Genomic DNA, 18035 nt, shown 5'->3' with positions numbered 1-18035 from the left:
TATAATCCCGCCCATGAATTCCCAAACCGACCTCCCACCCGCCCAGACCGGCGCCGCGACGCCGCCGGCCGCCGACGATTCGGCCGCCAGCCACGCGCAGTTCGTCGACTGGATGCGCTCCGTCGCGCCTTACATCCACAAGTTCCGCAACAGCACGTTCGTCGTGGGGTTCGGCGGCGAGGTGGTGCAGCAGGGGCTGCTGAACGCGCTCGTGTCCGACATCGCGCTGCTGCAGGCGATGGGCATCCAGATCGTGCTCGTGCACGGCTCGCGGCCGCAGGTCGAGGAGCAGCTGAGCCTGCATGGTGTCGAATCCGAGTTTTCGCACGGGCTGCGCATCACCGATGCGCGCGCGCTCGAATCCGCGAAGGAAGCGGCCGGCGAAGTGCGTCTCGACATCGAGGCCGCGATCAGCCAGGGTCTGCCGAACTCGCCGATGGCGCACGCGCACATCAGCGTCGTGTCCGGCAACTTCGTGACCGCCCGGCCGGTGGGGATTCTCGACGGGGTCGATTTCGCGCACACGGGCATCGTGCGCAAGATCGACGCCGAATCGATCCGTCATTCGCTCGCGAGCCGCAAGCTCGTGCTGCTGTCGCCGCTCGGCTTCTCGCCGACCGGCGAGGCGTTCAACCTGTCGATGGAAGACGTCGCATCGGCCGCCGCGATCGCGCTGCGCGCCGACAAGATCATCTTCCTGACCGAGGCGCCCGGCATCGTCGACGACGAAGGCGGCCTGATCCGCGAAATGTCGCTCGACGCCGCCGCCGAGCTGCTCGACTCCGGCAACATCCAGGGCGACGACGCGTTCTTCCTGAAGCACTCGATCCGCGCCTGCCGCGGCGGCGTGACCCGGGCCCACCTGATTCCGCAGTCGCTCGACGGCAGCATGCTGCTCGAACTGTTCCTGCACGACGGCGTCGGCACGATGATCTCGTACGAGAACCTCGAGAGCCTGCGCGAAGCGACGCCGGACGACGTCGGCGGCATCCTGTCGCTGATCGAGCCGCTCGAATCCGACGGCACGCTGGTGCGGCGCGGCCGCCACCAGATCGAACGCGACATCGACCACTTCTCGGTGATCGAGCACGATGGCGTGCTGTTCGGCTGCGCGGCGCTGTATCCGTACCAGCAGGAGAAGATCGGCGAGATGGCGTGCCTGACGGTCGCGCCGGAAGCGCAGGGCTCGGGCGACGGCGAACGCCTGCTCAAGCGCATCGAGCAGCGCGCCCGCGCGCGCGGCCTCACGCACATCTTCGTGCTCACGACGCGCACCGAGCACTGGTTCCTCAAGCGCGGCTTCGTCAAGGTCAGCGTCGACGACCTGCCGGAAGACCGCCGCAAGCTCTACAACTGGCAGCGCAAGTCGCTCGTGCTGATGAAGCAGCTCTGAGCGCAGGCACGACTGCCCTCCCCCAGACCGATTACAGGAGAAGTACACGATGGCTCGAATGATCCAATGCGCGAAGCTCGGCAAGGAAGCCGAAGGTCTCGATTTCCCGCCGCTGCCGGGCGAACTCGGCAAGCGCATCTACGAAAGCGTGTCGAAGGAAGCGTGGCAAGGCTGGCTCAAGCAGCAGACGATGCTGATCAACGAGAACCGCCTGAACATGGCCGACCCGCGCGCGCGCCAGTACCTGATGAAGCAGACCGAGAAGTACTTCTTCGGCGACGGCGCGGACCAGGCGTCCGGCTACGTGCCGCCGACGGAAGGCTGACGCACCGCGAATCGCGCGGGCCGGTCGCGCCGGCCGCGTTGCGAAGCGAAGCAAGGCAAACGGCACCGTGTATCGCACGGTGCCGTTTGCTTTTGGGAGGGCGGAATCGAGGCGACGCGATCCGTCCGGCGCGTACGCCGCCGCCGAATTGGCAAGTCGCGCCGGCCCGGCGGATTCAACCCGCCGGTTTCAACGCACCGCGGTCGCCCGCCTGCGCGGTCTCGCCAATCGGACTTTCAGCGCTCGCGCCTTCGGCATCCCATTCGGCCGCATCGCTGCGCTCGGCCGTCGACAACTCGTCCGCGCGGTAGCCGGTGCGATTCAGCAGCGCGAGCATGCACGCAAGCGACACGAGCGCGTACAGCCCCGACGCGATCGCGACACCGACGATGCTGCCGGTCGCGTTCAGGATCGCCTGCGCGAGCACCGGCGTGCCGCCGCCCACGACGAGCGCGCTCAACTGATACGCGAGCGACAGGCCCGTGTAGCGGATGTTGGCCGGAAACACGCGCGCGAGCACGCCGCCGACCGCGCCGTAGAACATCGCCGACGGGATCGTCGAGATGCACATCCCGGCGACGGCGATCCAGTACGAACGCGTCGCAAGCGCATGGAACATCACCGGCATCAGCACGATCTCGGGAATCAGGATCCAGCACATCGCGCGTCGCATGTCGACCTTCGACACGAACCACGCGCCGACCGGCTGCATCAGGAACTGCACGACGAGCGAGATCGACAGGATGCCGAGAAACGTGCCCTGCGCGTAGCCGAGCTCCTTCGTCGCCCACGACAGCGCGAAGGTGCTGCGGAAATACGTGACGTTGATCACCGGCAGCGTGCCGGCCGCGAGCAGCACGACGGGCCAGTGGTCGCGCACGACGTCGCGCAGCGGCAGCTTCACCGTGCGCTTGCGCGCGAGCACGCGCTGCATGTCGATCGATTCCTCGAGCCGCAGCCGGATCACCATCCCGATGATCACGAGCACCGCCGACAGCAGGAACGGAATGCGCCAGCCCCACATCAGGAACGACGGCGTCGGCAGCGCGCTCAGCGCGAAGAAGGCGGCGGTGGCGAGCAGGTTGCCGGTGGGCGAACCCTGCTGCGCGAACGCCGCATAGAGGATGCTGCGATGCTTCGGCGCGTTCTCGCTCGCGATCAGCACCGCGCCGCCCCACTCGCCGCCGACCGCGATGCCCTGCAACACGCGCAGCACGACGAGGCCCGCCGGCGCCCACACACCGATCGACGCGTAGCCGGGCAGCAGGCCGATGCCCGTCGTGGCCAGCCCCATCATCACCAGCGTGATCACGAGCGCGGTCTTTCGGCCGACGCGATCGCCGAGATGCCCGAACACGATTCCGCCGAGCGGCCGCGCGGCGAAGCCGGCCCAGAACGTGACGAATGCGAGCAGCGTCGCGACGCCGGGATTCATCGTGCTCGAAAAGAACACCTTGCCGAATACGAGCGCGGCGGCGGTGCCGTAGATGTAGAAGTCGTACCACTCGATCGTGGTGCCGACGAACGCCGCGAGGGCGGCGCGGCCGGGCCGCGGCTGCGCGGCGGACGGGGATTGCGGACGGCTCATCGATGTCTCCATGTTTGTGATCGGCGGCGCGACTGTCGCGCGCCTTGCCGGATGGCCGGCCTTGCGCCGCCGGCTGGCGGTGGTGCTTTACGTCGCCTTACGGCGCTTTCATTGCCTTGCGTCGAGCGGCTTGTCCCTGCGATGCGCCGGCCGAGGATGCTCGCGTGCGCGCACCACTCGGCCGGTCACGCCGGGTCCGGCGCGACCTTCAGCACGCCGGCGTCGAGCAATCGTTGCTGGAGCGCGGGATCGACGCCGAGGCGGTCGAGCACCGCGCGCGTGTCGCGGCCGAGCGCGGGCGGCGGCGAACGATAGGTTGCCGGCGTGCGCGACAGCTTCACCGGCGATGCCGTGCCGCGATATGCGCCGATCTCGACGAACAATTCGCGGTGCAGCGCATGCGGGTCGCGCGCGACGTCGGCGACCGTGCGCACCGGCCCGCACGGCACGCCCGCCGCCATCAGGTCGCGCGCCAGCGGCTCGCACGGATGGGCGGCGAGCCGTGCCTCGAGCTCGGCCTTCAGTTCGGGCCGGTGCGCGCAGCGGCTGCGGTTGTCGGCGAAGCGCGGATCGCCCGCGAGCGCCGGCGCGCCAAGATGCGCGACGAGGCGCGCGAACTGCCGGTCGTTGCCGACCGCGAGGAAGATCGGCACCGTCGCCGTGCGATAGCTGTCGTACGGCGCGATGTTCGGATGCGCGTTGCCGCTGCGCCCGGGCACGCGCCCCGAGCCGAAGAAGTTCGGCAGGTGCGGATGCAGCAGCGACACGCCGCAGTCGTACAGCGCGATGTCGATCGACTGCCCCTGCCCGCTCTTCTCGCGCTCCGCGAGCGCCAGCAGGATGCCGGCAAGCGCATTGAGCCCCGTGACCATGTCGACGATCGGCAACCCGATTCGCATCGCGTCGCCGTCGCGCTCGCCGTTGACGCTCATCAGCCCGGCCATCGCCTGGATCACCGCGTCGTAGCCGGGCAGCCCGCCGAGCGGGCCGTCCTCGCCGAAGCCCGTCACCGCGCAGTGGATCAGGCGCGGGAAACGCGGCTGCAGGTCGCGCGCATAGTCCATGCCCCAGCGCGCGAGCGTGCCGGGCTTGAAGTTCTCGACGAGCACGTCGGCGTCCTCCAGCAGGCGCCACAGGATCGCGCGCCCGTCGTCGCGGGACAGGTCGAGCGCGAGCCCCTCCTTGTTGCGGTTCACGCCCATGAAATACCACGCGGTGTCGCCGAGGAACGGCGGCCCCCAGCCGCGCGTCTCGTCGCCGTCCGGCGGCTCGATCTTGATCACGGTCGCGCCGTGATCGGCGAGCGCCTGCGTGCAGTACGGACCGCCGAGCACGCGGCTCAGGTCGACGATCTTGAGCCCGTCGAGCGCGCCGCGCGGCGCGTTCATCGCTTCCGTCGCGCTCATCGTTCGACCTCCGGCAGCAGGTCGAGCGCCATGTCGAGCGGCACCGGTGTGCCGCGCAGCAGCGCGTCGAACGCCGCCGCTTCGTCGTCGCGCGACGCCGGTGCGAGCGGGTCGACCGGCAGCAGCTTGTGACGCACGACCAGGTGCGCGAGCGCGAGGCGCCGGAAATCGGGTGCGAGCTGGGCGCCCTCGCACGCCATCAGCACAGCCGCGCTCGCGTAGTAAAGCGCCGACGCGGCCTGCCGCACGCGCGCGTCGTCGCCTTCCGCCGCGACCCGCGCGAGCGCATCGCACGCGCGCGCGAGAATGCGCCGCAGCGCCGCGCGGCTCGCGTCGGGCAGCGGCGCCGCGCCGAGCCGGTCGCCGAGGAACGTGCGCAGCGCGTCGAGCGCCTGCTCGCGCTGCGCGGCGCGCGCGACGTCGAGCGCGACGATGTTGCTGGTGCCTTCCCAGATCGAGCCGAGATGCGCGTCGCGCACGAGGCGCGCATCGCTCCATTCCTCGATGTAGCCGGTGCCGCCGCGCACCTCCATCGCGTCGCCCGTCACGCGGCGCGCATCGCGGCACGCGCGGAACTTGATCAGCGGCGTGAGGATGCGCACGCAGCGCGCGGCCTGCTCGTCGCCCGCATCCGCCTGCGGCAGCAGCAGCGCGATCTGCATGAACATCGCGCGCGCGGCCTCGGCGGGCAGCAGCATCTTCATCAACTGACGCTGCATCAGCGGCATCTCGATCAGCTTGCGGCCGAACGCGGCGCGATGCGCGGCCACGTGCAGCGACTCGTTCAGCGCGCGCCGCATCAGGCCCGCCGCGCGCACGCCGTTCGACAGCCGCGACATGTTGATCATGTCGGCCATCTGGTGAAAGCCGCGGCCGATCTCGCCGATCAGCCAGGCCTGCGCGCCTTCGAGCGCGATCTCGCCGCTCGCCATCGAACGGCTGCCGAGCTTGTCCTTCAGCCGCACGATCCGGTAGCGATTGCGCGTGCCGTCCGGCAGCGTCTTCGGCAGCAGGAACAGCGCGAGGCCCTTGATGCCGTCCGGCGCGCCGTCGGGCCGCGCGAGCACCATCGCCAGGTCGGCGTCCGCGTTCGAGCAGAACCACTTGTCGCCGTACAGGCGCCACACCGCCCCGCCCTGCGCGTCGGTTTCACGCACCGCGCGCGTCGCGATGCGGCCGACGTCGGAGCCGGCCGCCTGCTCGGTCATGAACATCGCGCCCTGGAACAGCGTGTCGAAATCGCGCGACGCGAGCCTCGGCAGATAGTGTTCGACGAGCGCCGGGTCGCCGAAACGACGCAGCGTGCGCGTCAGCGAATCGGTCATGCTGACCGGGCAGCACAACCCGAATTCCGCCTGCACGAACAGGAACGTCAGCGCGTACTTGACGAGCGGCGCCACCGCCTCGGGCTGGTGGCTCAGCGCCGCGAGCCCGAGTTCCGAGTAAGCGACCCGTTCGAGCGCGACATACGCGGGATCCTTGTCGATCCGCTGCACGGCTTCGCCGCGCCGGTTGCGATGCTCGAGCACGGGCGGATGCTTGTCCGCGCGCGACGCCCACGCGTCGAGTTCGCCCGACACGCGCGCGCCGAGCGCGTGCAGCTGCGGTTCGAGTGCCGCGTAGCGGGTCGCGCCGAGATGCAGTTTCAGCAACGCGCCGAGATCGGGATCGGCCGTGAAGAAGTTGATGCCCCGGCTATCGGGGATGTTGTTGGTCGCGCCTGTGTCCGGCGTGCGAGCGGTGTCGTTCATGCATGCGTCTCCATGGTGGCCCGGCTGCCGGCCGGTGCCCGCGCCGCGGCGGCGCGGCCGGCTGGTGCCAGGCGTTCAGCAGAGCGTAGGCGCGCGATCGATAAGCGTCCAATACAGGATTTATCCGGTACGATAGACGACGCTTATCGATGCCGATGCGGGGAGGACGCACCATGGAACTGAGGCAGTTGCGCTACTTCGTGGCGGTCGCCGAGGAGCTGCATTTCGGGCGCGCGGCGAAGCGCCTGTTCATCTCGCAGCCGGCGCTGAGCTTCGACATCCGCAAGTTCGAGGATGCGCTCGGCGTGCAGCTTTTTTCCCGCACCAACAAGACGGTCGCGCTGACCAACGCGGGCGCGGTGCTGCTCGGCGAAGCGCGCCGGCTGCTGCTGCAGGCGGCCGAGGCGGAGCGTCTCACGGTGCGCTCGGCGTCCGGTCTCGCGGGACGGCTGCGGATCGGCTTCGTCCATTCGATGCTGTATCGCGGGCTGCCCGACGCCGTGCGACGCTTCGAGGCCGATTATCCTGGCGTCGAGATCGTGCTGAGCGAGATGAACACGCAGGCGCAGGTGCAGGCGATCCAGCGCGGCCAGATCGATCTCGGCTACGCGCACTGGGGCCACTGCCCGCCCGAGGTCGAATCGGCGCCCGTCTACGCGGAACCGTTCGTGTGCTGCCTGCCGGCCGCGCATCCGCTCGCGCGGCGCCGGCAGGTCGCACTCGCCGCGCTGGCCGCGGAACCGTTCATCCTGTTTCCGCGCGACGCGGCGCCGCACTATCACGACCTGATCATCGCGCAATGCGTGAACGCGGGATTCAGCCCGCTGATCCGTCACGAGGCGCGGCTCTGGCAGACGATCCTGTCGATGATCGAATTCGGGATGGGCATCGCGCTGGTGCCGCGCGTGCTGCAGCAGGTGAAGAGCGACCGGCTCGCGTTCCGGCCGCTGAAGGATGCGTCGCTCGAATCGCGCACGCTGGAGCTGAAGCGCAGCGGCACCGCCGAACCGGTCGCGCTGCGCTTCGCCGACTACGTGCGCGCGTCGATCGACGCGCTGCCCGCGCTCGCGGGCTGAGCCGGCGCGCCGGTACGCCGCGCCGGTACTTCTCCGACACTTCTCCGCTACTTCGCTTCCGGCTGCAGCACCGGCTGCGCGCGCCGATACCACACCGCATACACGACGGACAGCGCGACCAGGAACGGAATGCCGAAGATCAGCGTCATGTGGAATTCGGCCGTGAAGTACGTCGTCACCATCACCGCGAGCATCAGCGCCGCGCCGAGCAGCGTCAGCAGCGGGAAGCCGCGCATCCGGAACGCGGGCGCCGGCAGGCCGAGCGCCGCGCGACGCCGCCGGAAGCAGTAATGCGTGACGAAGATCATCATCCACGTGAACAGCGCGCCGAACATCGACACCGACATCATGATCGTGAACGACGCGTCCGGATACAGCACGCTCAGGACCGTCGCGAGCGCGATGCCGAGCGTCGACAGCATCAGCGCGCCGAACGGCACGCCGCGCGTGTTCACCTCGCCGAGCGCCTTCGGCGCATGACCCGCGCGCGACAGGCTGAACATCATCCGCGTCGTGATGTAGAGCTGGCTGTTCATCGCGGACAGCGCGGCGATCAGCACGACGAAGTTGATCAGCCCGGCCGCGCCCGGCAGGTGGATCGCCTCCATCACCTTCACGAACGGGCTTTCGTCGCGCCCCGCCGCCGTCCACGGCACGATCGCGAGCATCAGCGCGAGCGTGACGAGGTAGAACAGCACGAGCCGCACGATCGTCGAGCGGAACGCGCGCGTCACCGCGCGCTCGGGATCTTCCGCCTCGCCCGCCGCGACCGCGATCATCTCGATGCTCAGGTAGCTGAAGATCGACACGATCACCGCGACCCACATCCCCCACATCCCCTTCGGGAAGAACCCGCCGTGCTCGGTGTAATGGTGGAAGCCCGCGCCGGCCGCGCCGTCGCCGACCAGCGCCGGATTGCCGAACACGACGTACGCGCCCAGCACGATGAAGCCGACGATCGCCGCGATCTTCACGACCGAGAAGCCGTATTCGACCGCGCCGAACACGTCGACGCTGCGCGCGTTGACGAATACGAGCAGCGCCGAGAAGCCGACGATCCACAGCCAGCCCGGCACGCCCGGGAACCAGTACTTCATGTACAGCGCGATCGCGGTGACTTCGGTGCCGACCGCGAGCACGATGCACGCCCAGTACGCATAGCGCACGAGGAACCCGGCCCACGGGCTCACGTAATGTTCGGCGTACGCGCCGAACGACCCGGAAGTCGGGTGCGCGACCGTCATCTCCGCGAGACAGCCCATCAGCAGCAGCGAGATGAACGCGCCGATCGCGTAGCTGACGAGCACGCTCGGGCCGGCAAAGCCGATCGCGAACCCGCTGCCGAGAAAGAGACCCGTGCCGATCGCACCGCCGATCGCGATCATCGCCATCTGCCGTGCGGAAAGCGTGCGGCGCAGACCCTGCTCGCGCGCCGCGATGTGCTGGAATTGCCCTTCTGGTTGCATCGAATGACCTCGTTCGAAAACGTGTGTCCGGTCGAAACATCGACGGCGCACGGACCGGTGCCGGACCGCACCGGCCACCGCGCGCCGCGTGCTCAGAACATGTGGCGCAAGCCGGCCGCGATACCCGTCTGGTTGCCGCGTCCGGGCATTTCGGTGAACGCGCCGCCGGTCACCCGGTTGTAGTCGACCGTCGCATAGACCTGCGTCGCCTTCGACAGAGCGTACTCGGCCTCGAGCACGCCCGTATAGCGCTTCCCGCCGTTGCCTGCGACGCCGTTGACGTTGCGGATGTCGTCGTAGTACGCGACGCCCGTCACCGACACCGCCGGCGTGACCTTCACGCTCGCGCCGGTATAGAAGATCGCGTCGCGGCGCGGATTGTCGGCGAACGAACCGTAGGTCACGTCGCGGCCCGGCGCGTTCAGCAGTTGCCGGTCGAGCAGGCCCGTGCGGTCGATGCCGCCGAGGTAACCCGCGTACAGCGTCGCCGCGCCGAACGCGTAGCGTGCGCCCGCGCCCCATGCCTGCTGCGCACGGCTGTTCAGGTCGCGCGCCTGCTGGTAGGTCGCGCCGATCATCAGCCCGCCGAGCGTGTATGACACGTGCGTGCCCCAGTACGCATTCGCGCCGAGGCTGCCCGCGACGCCGCCGAAGCCGTAGCTCGCGCCGACGTTCAGCCCGCCGAACGTGCCGTCGTAGCTGACGACGTTGCTCGCGCGGCCCTGCGTGAGGAAGTACGGCCACATGTTGGCCGTATAGTTGCCGACCGTCAGCGGATCGAGATCGCCGAACAGGTTGAACGCCTCGGTCGCCTGCCGGCCCAGCTTCACGGTGCCCCAGTCGCTCGCCAGGCCGACATACGCGTAGCGGCCGAACAGCGCGCCGTCGAGCTGCCCGTTCTGCGGCTCGAAGCCGCTCTCGAGCTGGAAGATCGCCTTCAGCCCGCCGCCAAGCGCTTCGCTGCCCTTCAGGCCCCAGCGGCTGTTGGTGATCGCGCCGTTGGTCATCTGCACGCTCGCGTCGTTCGACGCGTTCGCATGCGTCGTGTAGCGAATGCTCTGGTCGACGATGCCGTACAGCGTCACGCTGCTCTGCGCCATCGCGCCGCTCGCGGCGAGCAGGCCCGCCATCGTCGGTACTGCGAATCGAGTGATACGCCTCATCTTCGTCTCCATCCTTGTCTGAATATTTGATGTTCGTCGGGGGGGTGTTGATGCTTGTCGGTAATCGTGGGGGCTGCGATCGTCGCGAAGTCGCGTGCCGGCTAGCCGCGCGCCGCCGGCAGCGCGACGTACGCGACGAGTTCGACGCGCATGTCCGGGTGCGCGAAGCCCTGCACGCCCACGCACGTGCGGTTCGGGTACGGTTCGTGAAAGTGGCGCCGGTATTCGGCGTCGAATTCGGGCATCGCCTTCACGTCGGACAGATAGACGAGCACCTGCGCGACGTCGTCCATCGTCGCGCCGGCCGCCGCGACGGCCTTCGCGAGATTGCCGAGCGTGATGCGCGCCTGCTCGGTCATCGTGTCGCCGGCGATCGCGCCGGACGCATCGACCGGCCCGTGGCCGGTAAACATCAGCCCGCTCGCGCGGGTCGCCCACGAGAACGGCTGCGCGAGTTGCGGCAAGTCGACCGGGATCGTGTCTGCCATCGTGTCCTCCTTCGGTTCGGGAGCGGCCGCTCAGGCGGCCTGGCGCGACGTGCCGCCGAGCACGTCGGCGATCGCGTTCGCGACGTGGTCGACGTTCGCGTCGTTCAGGCCCGCGATGCACATGCGGCCCGAGCGCAGCAGGTAGACGCCGTGCGACGCGCGCAGCCGGTCCACGTCGGTCGCCGCGATGCCCGTGTAGCTGAACATGCCGCGCTGCGTGACGAGCGCATCGAACGCGCTCGCCGGCAGGCGCGCGTCGAGCCGCGCCTTCAGCGCGCCGCGCATGCGCTTGATGCGCGTGCGCACCTCGGCCACCTCGTCTTCCCAGCATGCCCGCAGGACGTCGTCGTTCAGCACGGCCGACACGAGCTGCGCGCCGAACAGCGGCGGGCTCGAATAGGTGCGGCGCACGCCGGCCTGCAACTGGCTCAGCACCGTCGCCGCTTCGCCCGCGCTCGTGCAGACGATCGACAGGCCGCCGACGCGCTCGCCGTACAGCGAGAAGTTCTTCGAGAACGAGTTGCTGACGATCGCCGGCAGTCCCGCTTCGACGATCGCGCGCACGGCCCATGCGTCGTCGTCGAGCCCGTCGCCGAAGCCCTGGTACGCCATGTCGAGGAACGGAATCAGCCCGCGGCGCGCGAGCACGTCGATCACCGCGCGCCATGCGTCGCGGCCGAGGTCGAGGCCCGTCGGGTTGTGGCAGCACGGCTGCAGCAGCACGACGCTGCGCGCGGGCAGCGCGTCGAGCGCCGCGAGCATCGCGTCGACGCGCAGGTCGTTGCGCGCTTCGTCGTAGTACGGATACGTATGCACGTCGAGGCCGGCCGCCGCGAAGATCACGCGATGGTTGTCCCACGTCGGATCGCTGATCCAGATCGCGCTGTCGGGGAAATAGCGCTTCACGAATTCCGCGCCGAGCCGCAGCGCGCCCGAGCCGCCGAGCGTCTGCAGCGTCGCGATACGCCCTTGCGCAAGCGCCGCGCAGTCGGCGCCGAACACGAGGCGCTGCACGCCCTGCCGATACGCGGCGAGCCCTTCCATCGGCAGATACGTATGCGGCGCGCCGGCTTCGCGCACGCGCTCGGCCGCGAGACGCGTGCTCTCCAGCACGGGGATGCGGCCCGTTTCGTCGTAGTAGAGACCGATGCTGAGGTTGACCTTGTGCGGATGGGCATCCTGCTGGAACGCCTGGAACAGCGACAGGATCGGGTCGCCCGGATAGGCGGGAATGTGTTCGTACATGGCGGAATGACGCTGGAAGTTGAAGGCGGCGAGTCGGCCGGCGGCGTGACAGCGCGTCAGGCCGTGCGGTCGAGGCATGGGGCGCATGTTATCGAGGACGAAATAGAATGAGCTTCACTTTTCGATGACGAATCGCCGCCATTGCAGTAGAGTCTGCGCTTGTCATCTCAAAAACTATGGGATTCTGCGAAATGAATCTGGATCGAACCGACATGCGGATCCTCCGGCATCTCGAGCGGGACGGACGCATCAGCAATCAGGACCTCGCGAATGCGGTCGCGCTGTCGCCGTCGGCGTGCCTGCGGCGCGTGAAGCTGCTCGAGGAACGCGGCGCCATTTCGGGCTACCGCTGCACGATCGATCCGAAGAAGGTCGGCGTCGCATTCGAGGCGCTCGTGCACGTGTCGATGCGGCCGGACGTACCCGAATGGCACGACCGGTTCGTGGAGGCGATCCAGCAGTGGCCGGAAGTCATCGCCGCGCAGATCGTGACGGGCGGCTCGAACTACGTGCTGACGGTGCGGGCGCGCGACCTCGACCACTATTCCGACTTCGTGATCAACCGCCTGCACCGCGCGACGGGCGTGATGTCGATCAATTCGAGCATCGTGCTCGCGACGCTCAAGCGCGACGGCTCGATCCTCGATCTCGTCGAGCCGTCGACGGCCGGCTGACGAACCTTTTGCACCGGCCTGAAAAATATTTGAAGAAAGTGCTTTACGAACCCGAAAAGCTCTGACATAATTTCAGCTTCTTTGGGCGGTTAGCTCAGCGGTAGAGCACTGCCTTCACACGGCAGGGGTCACTGGTTCGATCCCAGTACCGCCCACCAAAGAATTCAAGGGCCTGCGTCTCACGACGCAGGCCCTTTTCGTTTTGCGGCCGCCTTTCTGCTGCGGCCCGCCTCCCCTGCACGCTTCCTTGCGCTCGCGAACCCGTTCGACGGGCAACGACGCTGCGACCACATGCAATCGCAGTGTCGCGACGACTGACTACCCTGCCCGCCCCACCCGCTCCGCCGTCGCATCGAACGCGCGCTTCGCCTTGTCGACGATCTCGTCGACCTCCGCCTCCCGGATCACCAGCGGCGGCGACAGCAGCATCCGGTCGCCGGTCGCGCGCATGATCAGATTCCCGTTGAAGCAGAAGTCGCGGCAGATGGTGCCGATATCGACGCTGGCGTCGAACCGCTCGCGCCGCTCGCGATCGCGCGCGAGCTGGACACCCGCGACCAGTCCCGCCCCCGCGATCTCGCCGACGATCGGATGATCGCCGAGCGCTTCCCGCAGCCGTCGCTGGAAATACGGCCCGATGTCGCGCTTCACGCGCTCGACGATTCCCTCGTCGCGCAGCAGCTTCAGGTTCGCGACCGCCACCGCCGCCGCGACCGGATGACCCGAGTACGTGAGGCCGTGATTGAATTCGCCGTTGTCGATGATCGGCCGCGCGATGCGTTCGTGGATGCCCACCGCGCCCATCGGCACGTAGCCCGACGTCAGGCCCTTGGCCATCGTGATCAGGTCCGGCTCGAAGCCGAAGTGCTGATGCGCGAACCATTCGCCGGTGCGGCCGAAGCCGCCGATCACTTCGTCGGCGACGAGCAGGATGTCGTACTTGCGGCAGATCCGCTGGATTTCCGGCCAGTAGGTCGACGGCGGGAAGATCACGCCGCCGGCGCCCTGGAACGGCTCGCCGATGAACGCGGCGACGTTCTCCGCGCCGAGTTCGAGGATCTTCGCTTCGAGCTGCTGCGCGCGTGCGAGGCCGAACGCTTCGGGCGTCTCGCCGGCCTGCGCTTCGCCGAAGAAATACGGCTGGTCGATGTGCACGATGTTCTCGACCTGCGACGGCATCTGCTCGTGCATGTAGCCCATCCCGCCGAGCGTGCCGCCCGCAATCGTCGAGCCGTGGTAGCCGTTCTTGCGCGAGATCACGACCTTCTTCTGCGGCTTGCCCTGCACGCGCCAGTACTGGTGCACGAGACGCAGCACGGTGTCGTTGCCTTCCGAGCCGCTGTTGCAATAGAAGAAGTGGTTGAAGCCCGCGGGCGTGACTTCGGCGAGCATCGCCGACAGTTCGATCACCGGCGGGTGCGTCGTCTTGAAGAACGTGTTGTAGAACGGCAGTTCCTGAAGCTGGCGATACGCGGCGTCGGCGAGTTCCTTGCGGCCGTAGCCGACGTTCACGCACCAGAGGCCGGCCATGCCGTCGATGACCTTGTTGCCGTCCGAGTCCCACAGGTAGACGCCGTCGGCCTTCACGATCACGCGGCTGCCCGCGCGGTTGAGCGCACCCATGTCGGAGAACGGGTGGATGTGGTGCGCGGCGTCGAGCGCGCGGTATTCGGCGGTCGAGCGCGCGGCGACGGCTTCGCTTCGTTCTGTCATGTTGCCTCCGCAGGTCGGTGCCGCACGCTCACACGTGCAGCAGGAGATGGCGGCGTTCCCACGAGCTGATCACGCGGAAAAACGCTTCGTATTCGGTTTCCTTCAGCGCCAGATACGCCTTCACGAACTTGTTGCCGAGAATGTCGGCGAGCGGCGCGCACGCGGCCATCAGCGAGATGCCCTCCTCGAGGTTGCGCGGCAGCTGGTACGGCAGGTCGTAGCCGTCGGACGCGATCGGTTCGGTCGGCGCGAGCTGCTGCGTGAGACCGAGATACCCGGCCGCGAGCGTCGCCGCGAATGCGAGGTACGGATTGCAGTCGACGCCCGGAATCCGGTTCTCGATGCGCCGCGCGACCGGCGTCGACTGCGGGATGCGAAAGCCGACGGTGCGGTTGTCGTAGCCCCACTGCACGTTGATCGGCGCCGCCATGAAGCGCGACAGCCGGCGGTACGAGTTGATGTACGGCGCGAAGATCGGCATCAATGCAGGCGTGTATTTCTGCAGCCCCGCGAGATAGCTGTGGAACATCGGCGAGACGACGCCGCCCTCGTCGGCGAACAGGTTGTGGCCGGTGCGCGCATCGGCGAGGCTCTGGTGGATATGCATCGCGGAGCCCGGCTCGTTTTCCATCGGCTTGGCCATGAACGTCGCGTACATGTTGTGGCGCAGCGCGGCCTCGCGCACCGTGCGCTTGAACAGGAACACCTGGTCGGCGAGCGACAGCGCGTCGCCGTGCACGAAGTTGATCTCCATCTGCGCGGCGCCGACCTCGTGGATCAGCGTCTCGATGTCGAGGCCCTGCATTTCGCAGTATTCGTAGATGTCCTCGAACAGCGGATCGAACTCGTTGACCGCCTCGATCGAATACGACTGACGCCCCGTCTCCGCGCGGCCCGTGCGGCCGACCGGCGGACGCAACGGCAGGTCCGGGTCGGCGTTCATGTCGACCAGATAGAACTCGAGTTCGGGCGCGACGACCGGCTTCCACCCCTTCGCCTTGTACAGGTCGAGCACGCGGCGCAGCACGTAGCGCGGCGAGATCTCGACCGGCGAGCCGTCGAAATGCACGCAATCGTGAATCACCTGCGCGGTCGGATCGACGGCCCACGGAATCAGGCAGATCGTCGACGGATCGGGCACGCACACCATGTCGGGATCGGTCACGCCGGTCAGCGAACCGTCTTCCGGATAGTCGCCGGTGACGGTCTGCACCATCACCGCCTGCGGCAGGCGCATCGATTCGCCGGACTCGAACTTGTTGCGCGGAATGATCTTGCCGCGCGCGATGCCGGCCATGTCGGGAATGATCGCCTCGACTTCGGTGATGCGGTGCTGACGCAGGAATTCGCTCAGTTCGGGTTGCATGATCGGCCTCGTTCAGTCGATGTCGGATGCGGCCGGCGACGGCAGGGTGCCGCCGGCCGCATGAATGCGGTGTGTCATGCGCGCGCGGCACGCCGCGCCGAATGCCGCGAAGATGTCGCGCGACAGCGGCTGTTCCGCGAAGCGCCATTCGGGATGCCACTGCACGCCGAGCGCGAACGCACGCGCGCCGCGCACGCTGACGGCCTCGATCAGCCCGTCGGGCGCGCTCGCTTCGACCACGAGCCCCGCACCGAGCCGCGCGATGCCCTGGTCGTGCAGCGAATTGACCATCGCGTCATGCGCGCCGCGCGCGACCCGTTGCAGCAGGCCGCCCGGCGCGAGCTGCACGCGGTGCGCGGGGCCGTACTGCCGCTCGAGCGGATCGCCGTCGCGCTCGCGATGATCGTGGAAACTCGCGCTCGCATGCAGCCGCTGATGCAGCGTGCCGCCATACGCGACGTTCAGCTCCTGCATGCCGCGGCAGATCGCGAGCACGGGCACGCCCGCGTCGATCGCCGCGCGGATCAGCGGCAGCGCGGTCGCATCGCGCGCGGGATCGTGCAGCGTGTCGGGCATGCTCGCCGGGCCGCCGTAGTGATGCGGCTCGACGTTCGAATAGCTGCCGGTCAGCAGCAGCCCGTCGATGGACGCGACGATCGCGTCGACCGGCTGGCGCGTGCCGAGCGCGGGCAGCACGAAGGCGAGCGCGCCGGCACCGTCGACCAGCGCGACGAGATACTTCTCGCCGGCCGTGTGGTTCGGATGGGCGCCGCGCATCACGCGGTCGGCGGTGACGGCTACGAGCGGGCGTGGTCGCATGATCGCCTCCAGGATGAACGTGCGACGCGGGCATCCGCGCGGGGCGATGGCCACGCGCGGTCGCGCCGCACGCGCCCATGCGCGATCCTGCCGCGCGAACGGCGCGGCAACGGACGGTGCGACCCGATGCGAAAGCGGAAACGGACGCTAGGGCAACAATGAAGCGCTGCCGTCGCACTGCACCGCGCTGAACACGTGCGCGGTCACGAGGTTGAAGCGGCGCAGGCCGCGATGGGACACAGCGAAGAGACGAGGCTCGCGTATGAGGGCGGCGCGCGTGCCGCGATCAGCATGCCGGATCGGCCCGGCCTGAGGCGGCGCGCCCGCCGACGGACTTCGGGTCCGGCATATCGAAGGGCTGGCGGCTTTCACGATCGTACTCGACTGACTGGTGAAGACAGGACACGTGTCGCGATGAAGCGGAGGCGGCAATGCCGCGCGGCGACACGTCGGCAAGGTGTTTCGCAACGGATTCCGGCGCGGTGCGGCGCTGATCGACGCCGTCGCGGCCGGCGCGCGTGACGACTTCCTGACATTCAGCTTATATCACCTAAAAATTGCGTCAAATTTTCAGGTATCGATCCCGACATCGATCAGACGAAAAAAAACGGCATCGACCCGACCGGTCGATGCCGTTTTGTGCGCTGCGTCGGCACGTGCAGTGCCCGCTGGCAGGCCATGGCGCGAGACGGCACCGCGCCGCCGCACACCACGCACGCGACGCGCGCCGGCGGCTCAGCGATGCGCGAGCGCGGTTTCGACGAGCGTCTGCAGCAGCGGCACGATCCGCGCCGCACGCGCTTCGTCGTACGCGTACGGACGCGTTTCTTCCATATAGGTGATCTGCGACAGCTCGAGCTGCACGGCTTCGACGCCGGTGGCGGGCACGCCATAGTGACGCGTGATGTAACCGCCCTTGAAACGCCCGTTCGCGACGGCCGTATAGCCGCCGTGCGCGCTCACGCATGCCGCCAGCGCCTCGGCGAGGCCGGGCGCGGCGCTCGCGCCGCCCGACGTGCCGAAGTTGAAATCAGGCAGGCGGCCTTCGAAGAAGCGCGGCACGTGCGAGCGGATCGAATGCGCTTCCCACACGAGCACGCGGCCGTGCTCGCGCTTCAGGCGCGCGATCTCGCCTTGCAGCGCGTCATGATACGGGCGCCAGTAGCGGTCGCGACGGCGCATGATCTCGTCGTTGCCGGGCAGCGCGTTCGCCGGATACAGCGGCGCCTTGTCGAACGTGTCGACCGGCACGAGCCCGGTCGTGTCCTGCCCCGGGTACAGGTTCTCGTTGTCGGGCGGACGGTTCAGGTCGACGACGTAACGCGCGTGCGACGGCACGAGGATCGACGCACCAAGCGTCGCCGCGAACCCGTACAGCCGCTCGAGATGCCAGTCGCAATCGTCGACGAAGCGCGCATCGGGCGTCATCGTCGCGGCGATGTCGTCGGGAATGTGGGTGCCTGCGTGCGGAATCGAGATCAGCAGCGGCAGCGTGCCCTGCTTCAGCGTGAAAACAGCCGGTTGTTCAGTCATGTCGCATCACCGTAAGAGTCTGCCGGCGC

At 68.3% G+C, this 18035-nt stretch carries 15 protein-coding genes and 1 tRNA gene; 5 read left to right on the top strand and 11 right to left on the bottom strand.

Annotated elements, in window-relative coordinates; all coding sequences use genetic code 11:
* Positions 1 to 13: 13 nt before the first annotated feature.
* Complete coding sequence (gene argA / locus ACV22V_RS03930) at positions 14 to 1393, top strand: amino-acid N-acetyltransferase (RefSeq protein WP_044847668.1); 1380 nt, start codon at positions 14 to 16, stop codon at positions 1391 to 1393.
* A gap of 49 nt (positions 1394 to 1442) precedes the next feature.
* On the top strand, positions 1443 to 1718 hold the full coding sequence (locus ACV22V_RS03925; protein ID WP_006478357.1) for an oxidative damage protection protein: 276 nt from the start codon (positions 1443 to 1445) through the stop codon (positions 1716 to 1718).
* 175 nt (positions 1719 to 1893) lie between these two features.
* Here the strand turns inward: ACV22V_RS03925 and ACV22V_RS03920 are convergent, their stop codons facing one another.
* The 3 genes from ACV22V_RS03920 to ACV22V_RS03910 form a co-directional block, all read right to left on the bottom strand.
* Complete coding sequence (locus tag ACV22V_RS03920; RefSeq protein ID WP_448013084.1) at positions 1894 to 3306, bottom strand: MFS transporter; 1413 nt, start codon at positions 3304 to 3306, stop codon at positions 1894 to 1896.
* Between the two features lie 185 nt (positions 3307 to 3491).
* Complete coding sequence (locus ACV22V_RS03915; protein WP_448013314.1) at positions 3492 to 4694, bottom strand: CaiB/BaiF CoA transferase family protein; 1203 nt, start codon at positions 4692 to 4694, stop codon at positions 3492 to 3494.
* Between the two features lie 14 nt (positions 4695 to 4708).
* Entirely contained in the window at positions 4709 to 6463 is a 1755-nt protein-coding gene (locus ACV22V_RS03910; RefSeq protein WP_448013082.1) for an acyl-CoA dehydrogenase family protein, read from the bottom strand.
* 173 nt (positions 6464 to 6636) lie between these two features.
* Between ACV22V_RS03910 and ACV22V_RS03905 the strand changes: the two genes are divergently transcribed.
* Positions 6637 to 7539: a LysR family transcriptional regulator gene (locus ACV22V_RS03905; RefSeq protein ID WP_059535906.1), complete on the top strand. Its 903-nt coding sequence runs from the start codon at positions 6637 to 6639 to the stop codon at positions 7537 to 7539.
* 47 nt (positions 7540 to 7586) lie between these two features.
* Here the strand turns inward: ACV22V_RS03905 and ACV22V_RS03900 are convergent, their stop codons facing one another.
* The 4 genes from ACV22V_RS03900 to ACV22V_RS03885 all read right to left on the bottom strand — a co-directional run bounded on the left by ACV22V_RS03900 (position 7587) and on the right by ACV22V_RS03885 (position 11901).
* Positions 7587 to 9005, bottom strand: coding sequence for an amino acid permease (locus ACV22V_RS03900; RefSeq protein ID WP_059535908.1), 1419 nt, complete (start codon positions 9003 to 9005; stop codon positions 7587 to 7589).
* A 92-nt stretch (positions 9006 to 9097) separates the two neighbouring features.
* Positions 9098 to 10168 carry a porin gene (locus ACV22V_RS03895; RefSeq protein ID WP_448013080.1) on the bottom strand — a complete coding sequence of 357 codons (1071 nt, stop codon included), beginning with the start codon at positions 10166 to 10168 and terminating at the stop codon, positions 9098 to 9100.
* 101 nt (positions 10169 to 10269) lie between these two features.
* Positions 10270 to 10656: a RidA family protein gene (locus tag ACV22V_RS03890; RefSeq protein ID WP_059535912.1), complete on the bottom strand. Its 387-nt coding sequence runs from the start codon at positions 10654 to 10656 to the stop codon at positions 10270 to 10272.
* 30 nt (positions 10657 to 10686) lie between these two features.
* Complete coding sequence (locus tag ACV22V_RS03885; RefSeq protein WP_448013313.1) at positions 10687 to 11901, bottom strand: amino acid aminotransferase; 1215 nt, start codon at positions 11899 to 11901, stop codon at positions 10687 to 10689.
* Positions 11902 to 12092: 191 nt separating this feature from the next.
* Here ACV22V_RS03885 and ACV22V_RS03880 point away from each other — a divergent pair, with 191 nt between their 5' ends.
* Together ACV22V_RS03880 and ACV22V_RS03875 are read left to right on the top strand one after the other, a co-directional pair.
* Positions 12093 to 12575 carry an Lrp/AsnC family transcriptional regulator gene (locus ACV22V_RS03880; protein ID WP_059535916.1) on the top strand — a complete coding sequence of 161 codons (483 nt, stop codon included), beginning with the start codon at positions 12093 to 12095 and terminating at the stop codon, positions 12573 to 12575.
* Between the two features lie 83 nt (positions 12576 to 12658).
* Positions 12659 to 12733, top strand: a tRNA-Val gene (locus tag ACV22V_RS03875).
* Between the two features lie 160 nt (positions 12734 to 12893).
* Here ACV22V_RS03875 and ACV22V_RS03870 read toward each other — a convergent pair.
* The 4 genes from ACV22V_RS03870 to hutG form a co-directional block, all read right to left on the bottom strand.
* The gene (locus tag ACV22V_RS03870) at positions 12894 to 14288 is read right to left on the bottom strand and encodes an aspartate aminotransferase family protein (protein WP_448013076.1); all 1395 of its coding nucleotides are present in this window, start codon (positions 14286 to 14288) and stop codon (positions 12894 to 12896) included.
* Between the two features lie 28 nt (positions 14289 to 14316).
* Entirely contained in the window at positions 14317 to 15654 is a 1338-nt protein-coding gene (locus ACV22V_RS03865) for a glutamine synthetase family protein (RefSeq protein WP_059689197.1), read from the bottom strand.
* 12 nt (positions 15655 to 15666) lie between these two features.
* Positions 15667 to 16473 carry a gamma-glutamyl-gamma-aminobutyrate hydrolase family protein gene (locus ACV22V_RS03860; RefSeq protein WP_448013074.1) on the bottom strand — a complete coding sequence of 269 codons (807 nt, stop codon included), beginning with the start codon at positions 16471 to 16473 and terminating at the stop codon, positions 15667 to 15669.
* 735 nt (positions 16474 to 17208) lie between these two features.
* On the bottom strand, positions 17209 to 18006 hold the full coding sequence (hutG, locus tag ACV22V_RS03855; RefSeq protein WP_059817882.1) for an N-formylglutamate deformylase: 798 nt from the start codon (positions 18004 to 18006) through the stop codon (positions 17209 to 17211).
* Between the last annotated feature and the right edge of the window lie 29 nt (positions 18007 to 18035).

The sequence above is a fragment of the Burkholderia sp. AW33-5 genome, from assembly GCF_053427615.1.
The sequence above is the reverse complement of the archived record's forward strand: the minus strand, read 5'-3'. Positions and strand labels throughout refer to the sequence as shown.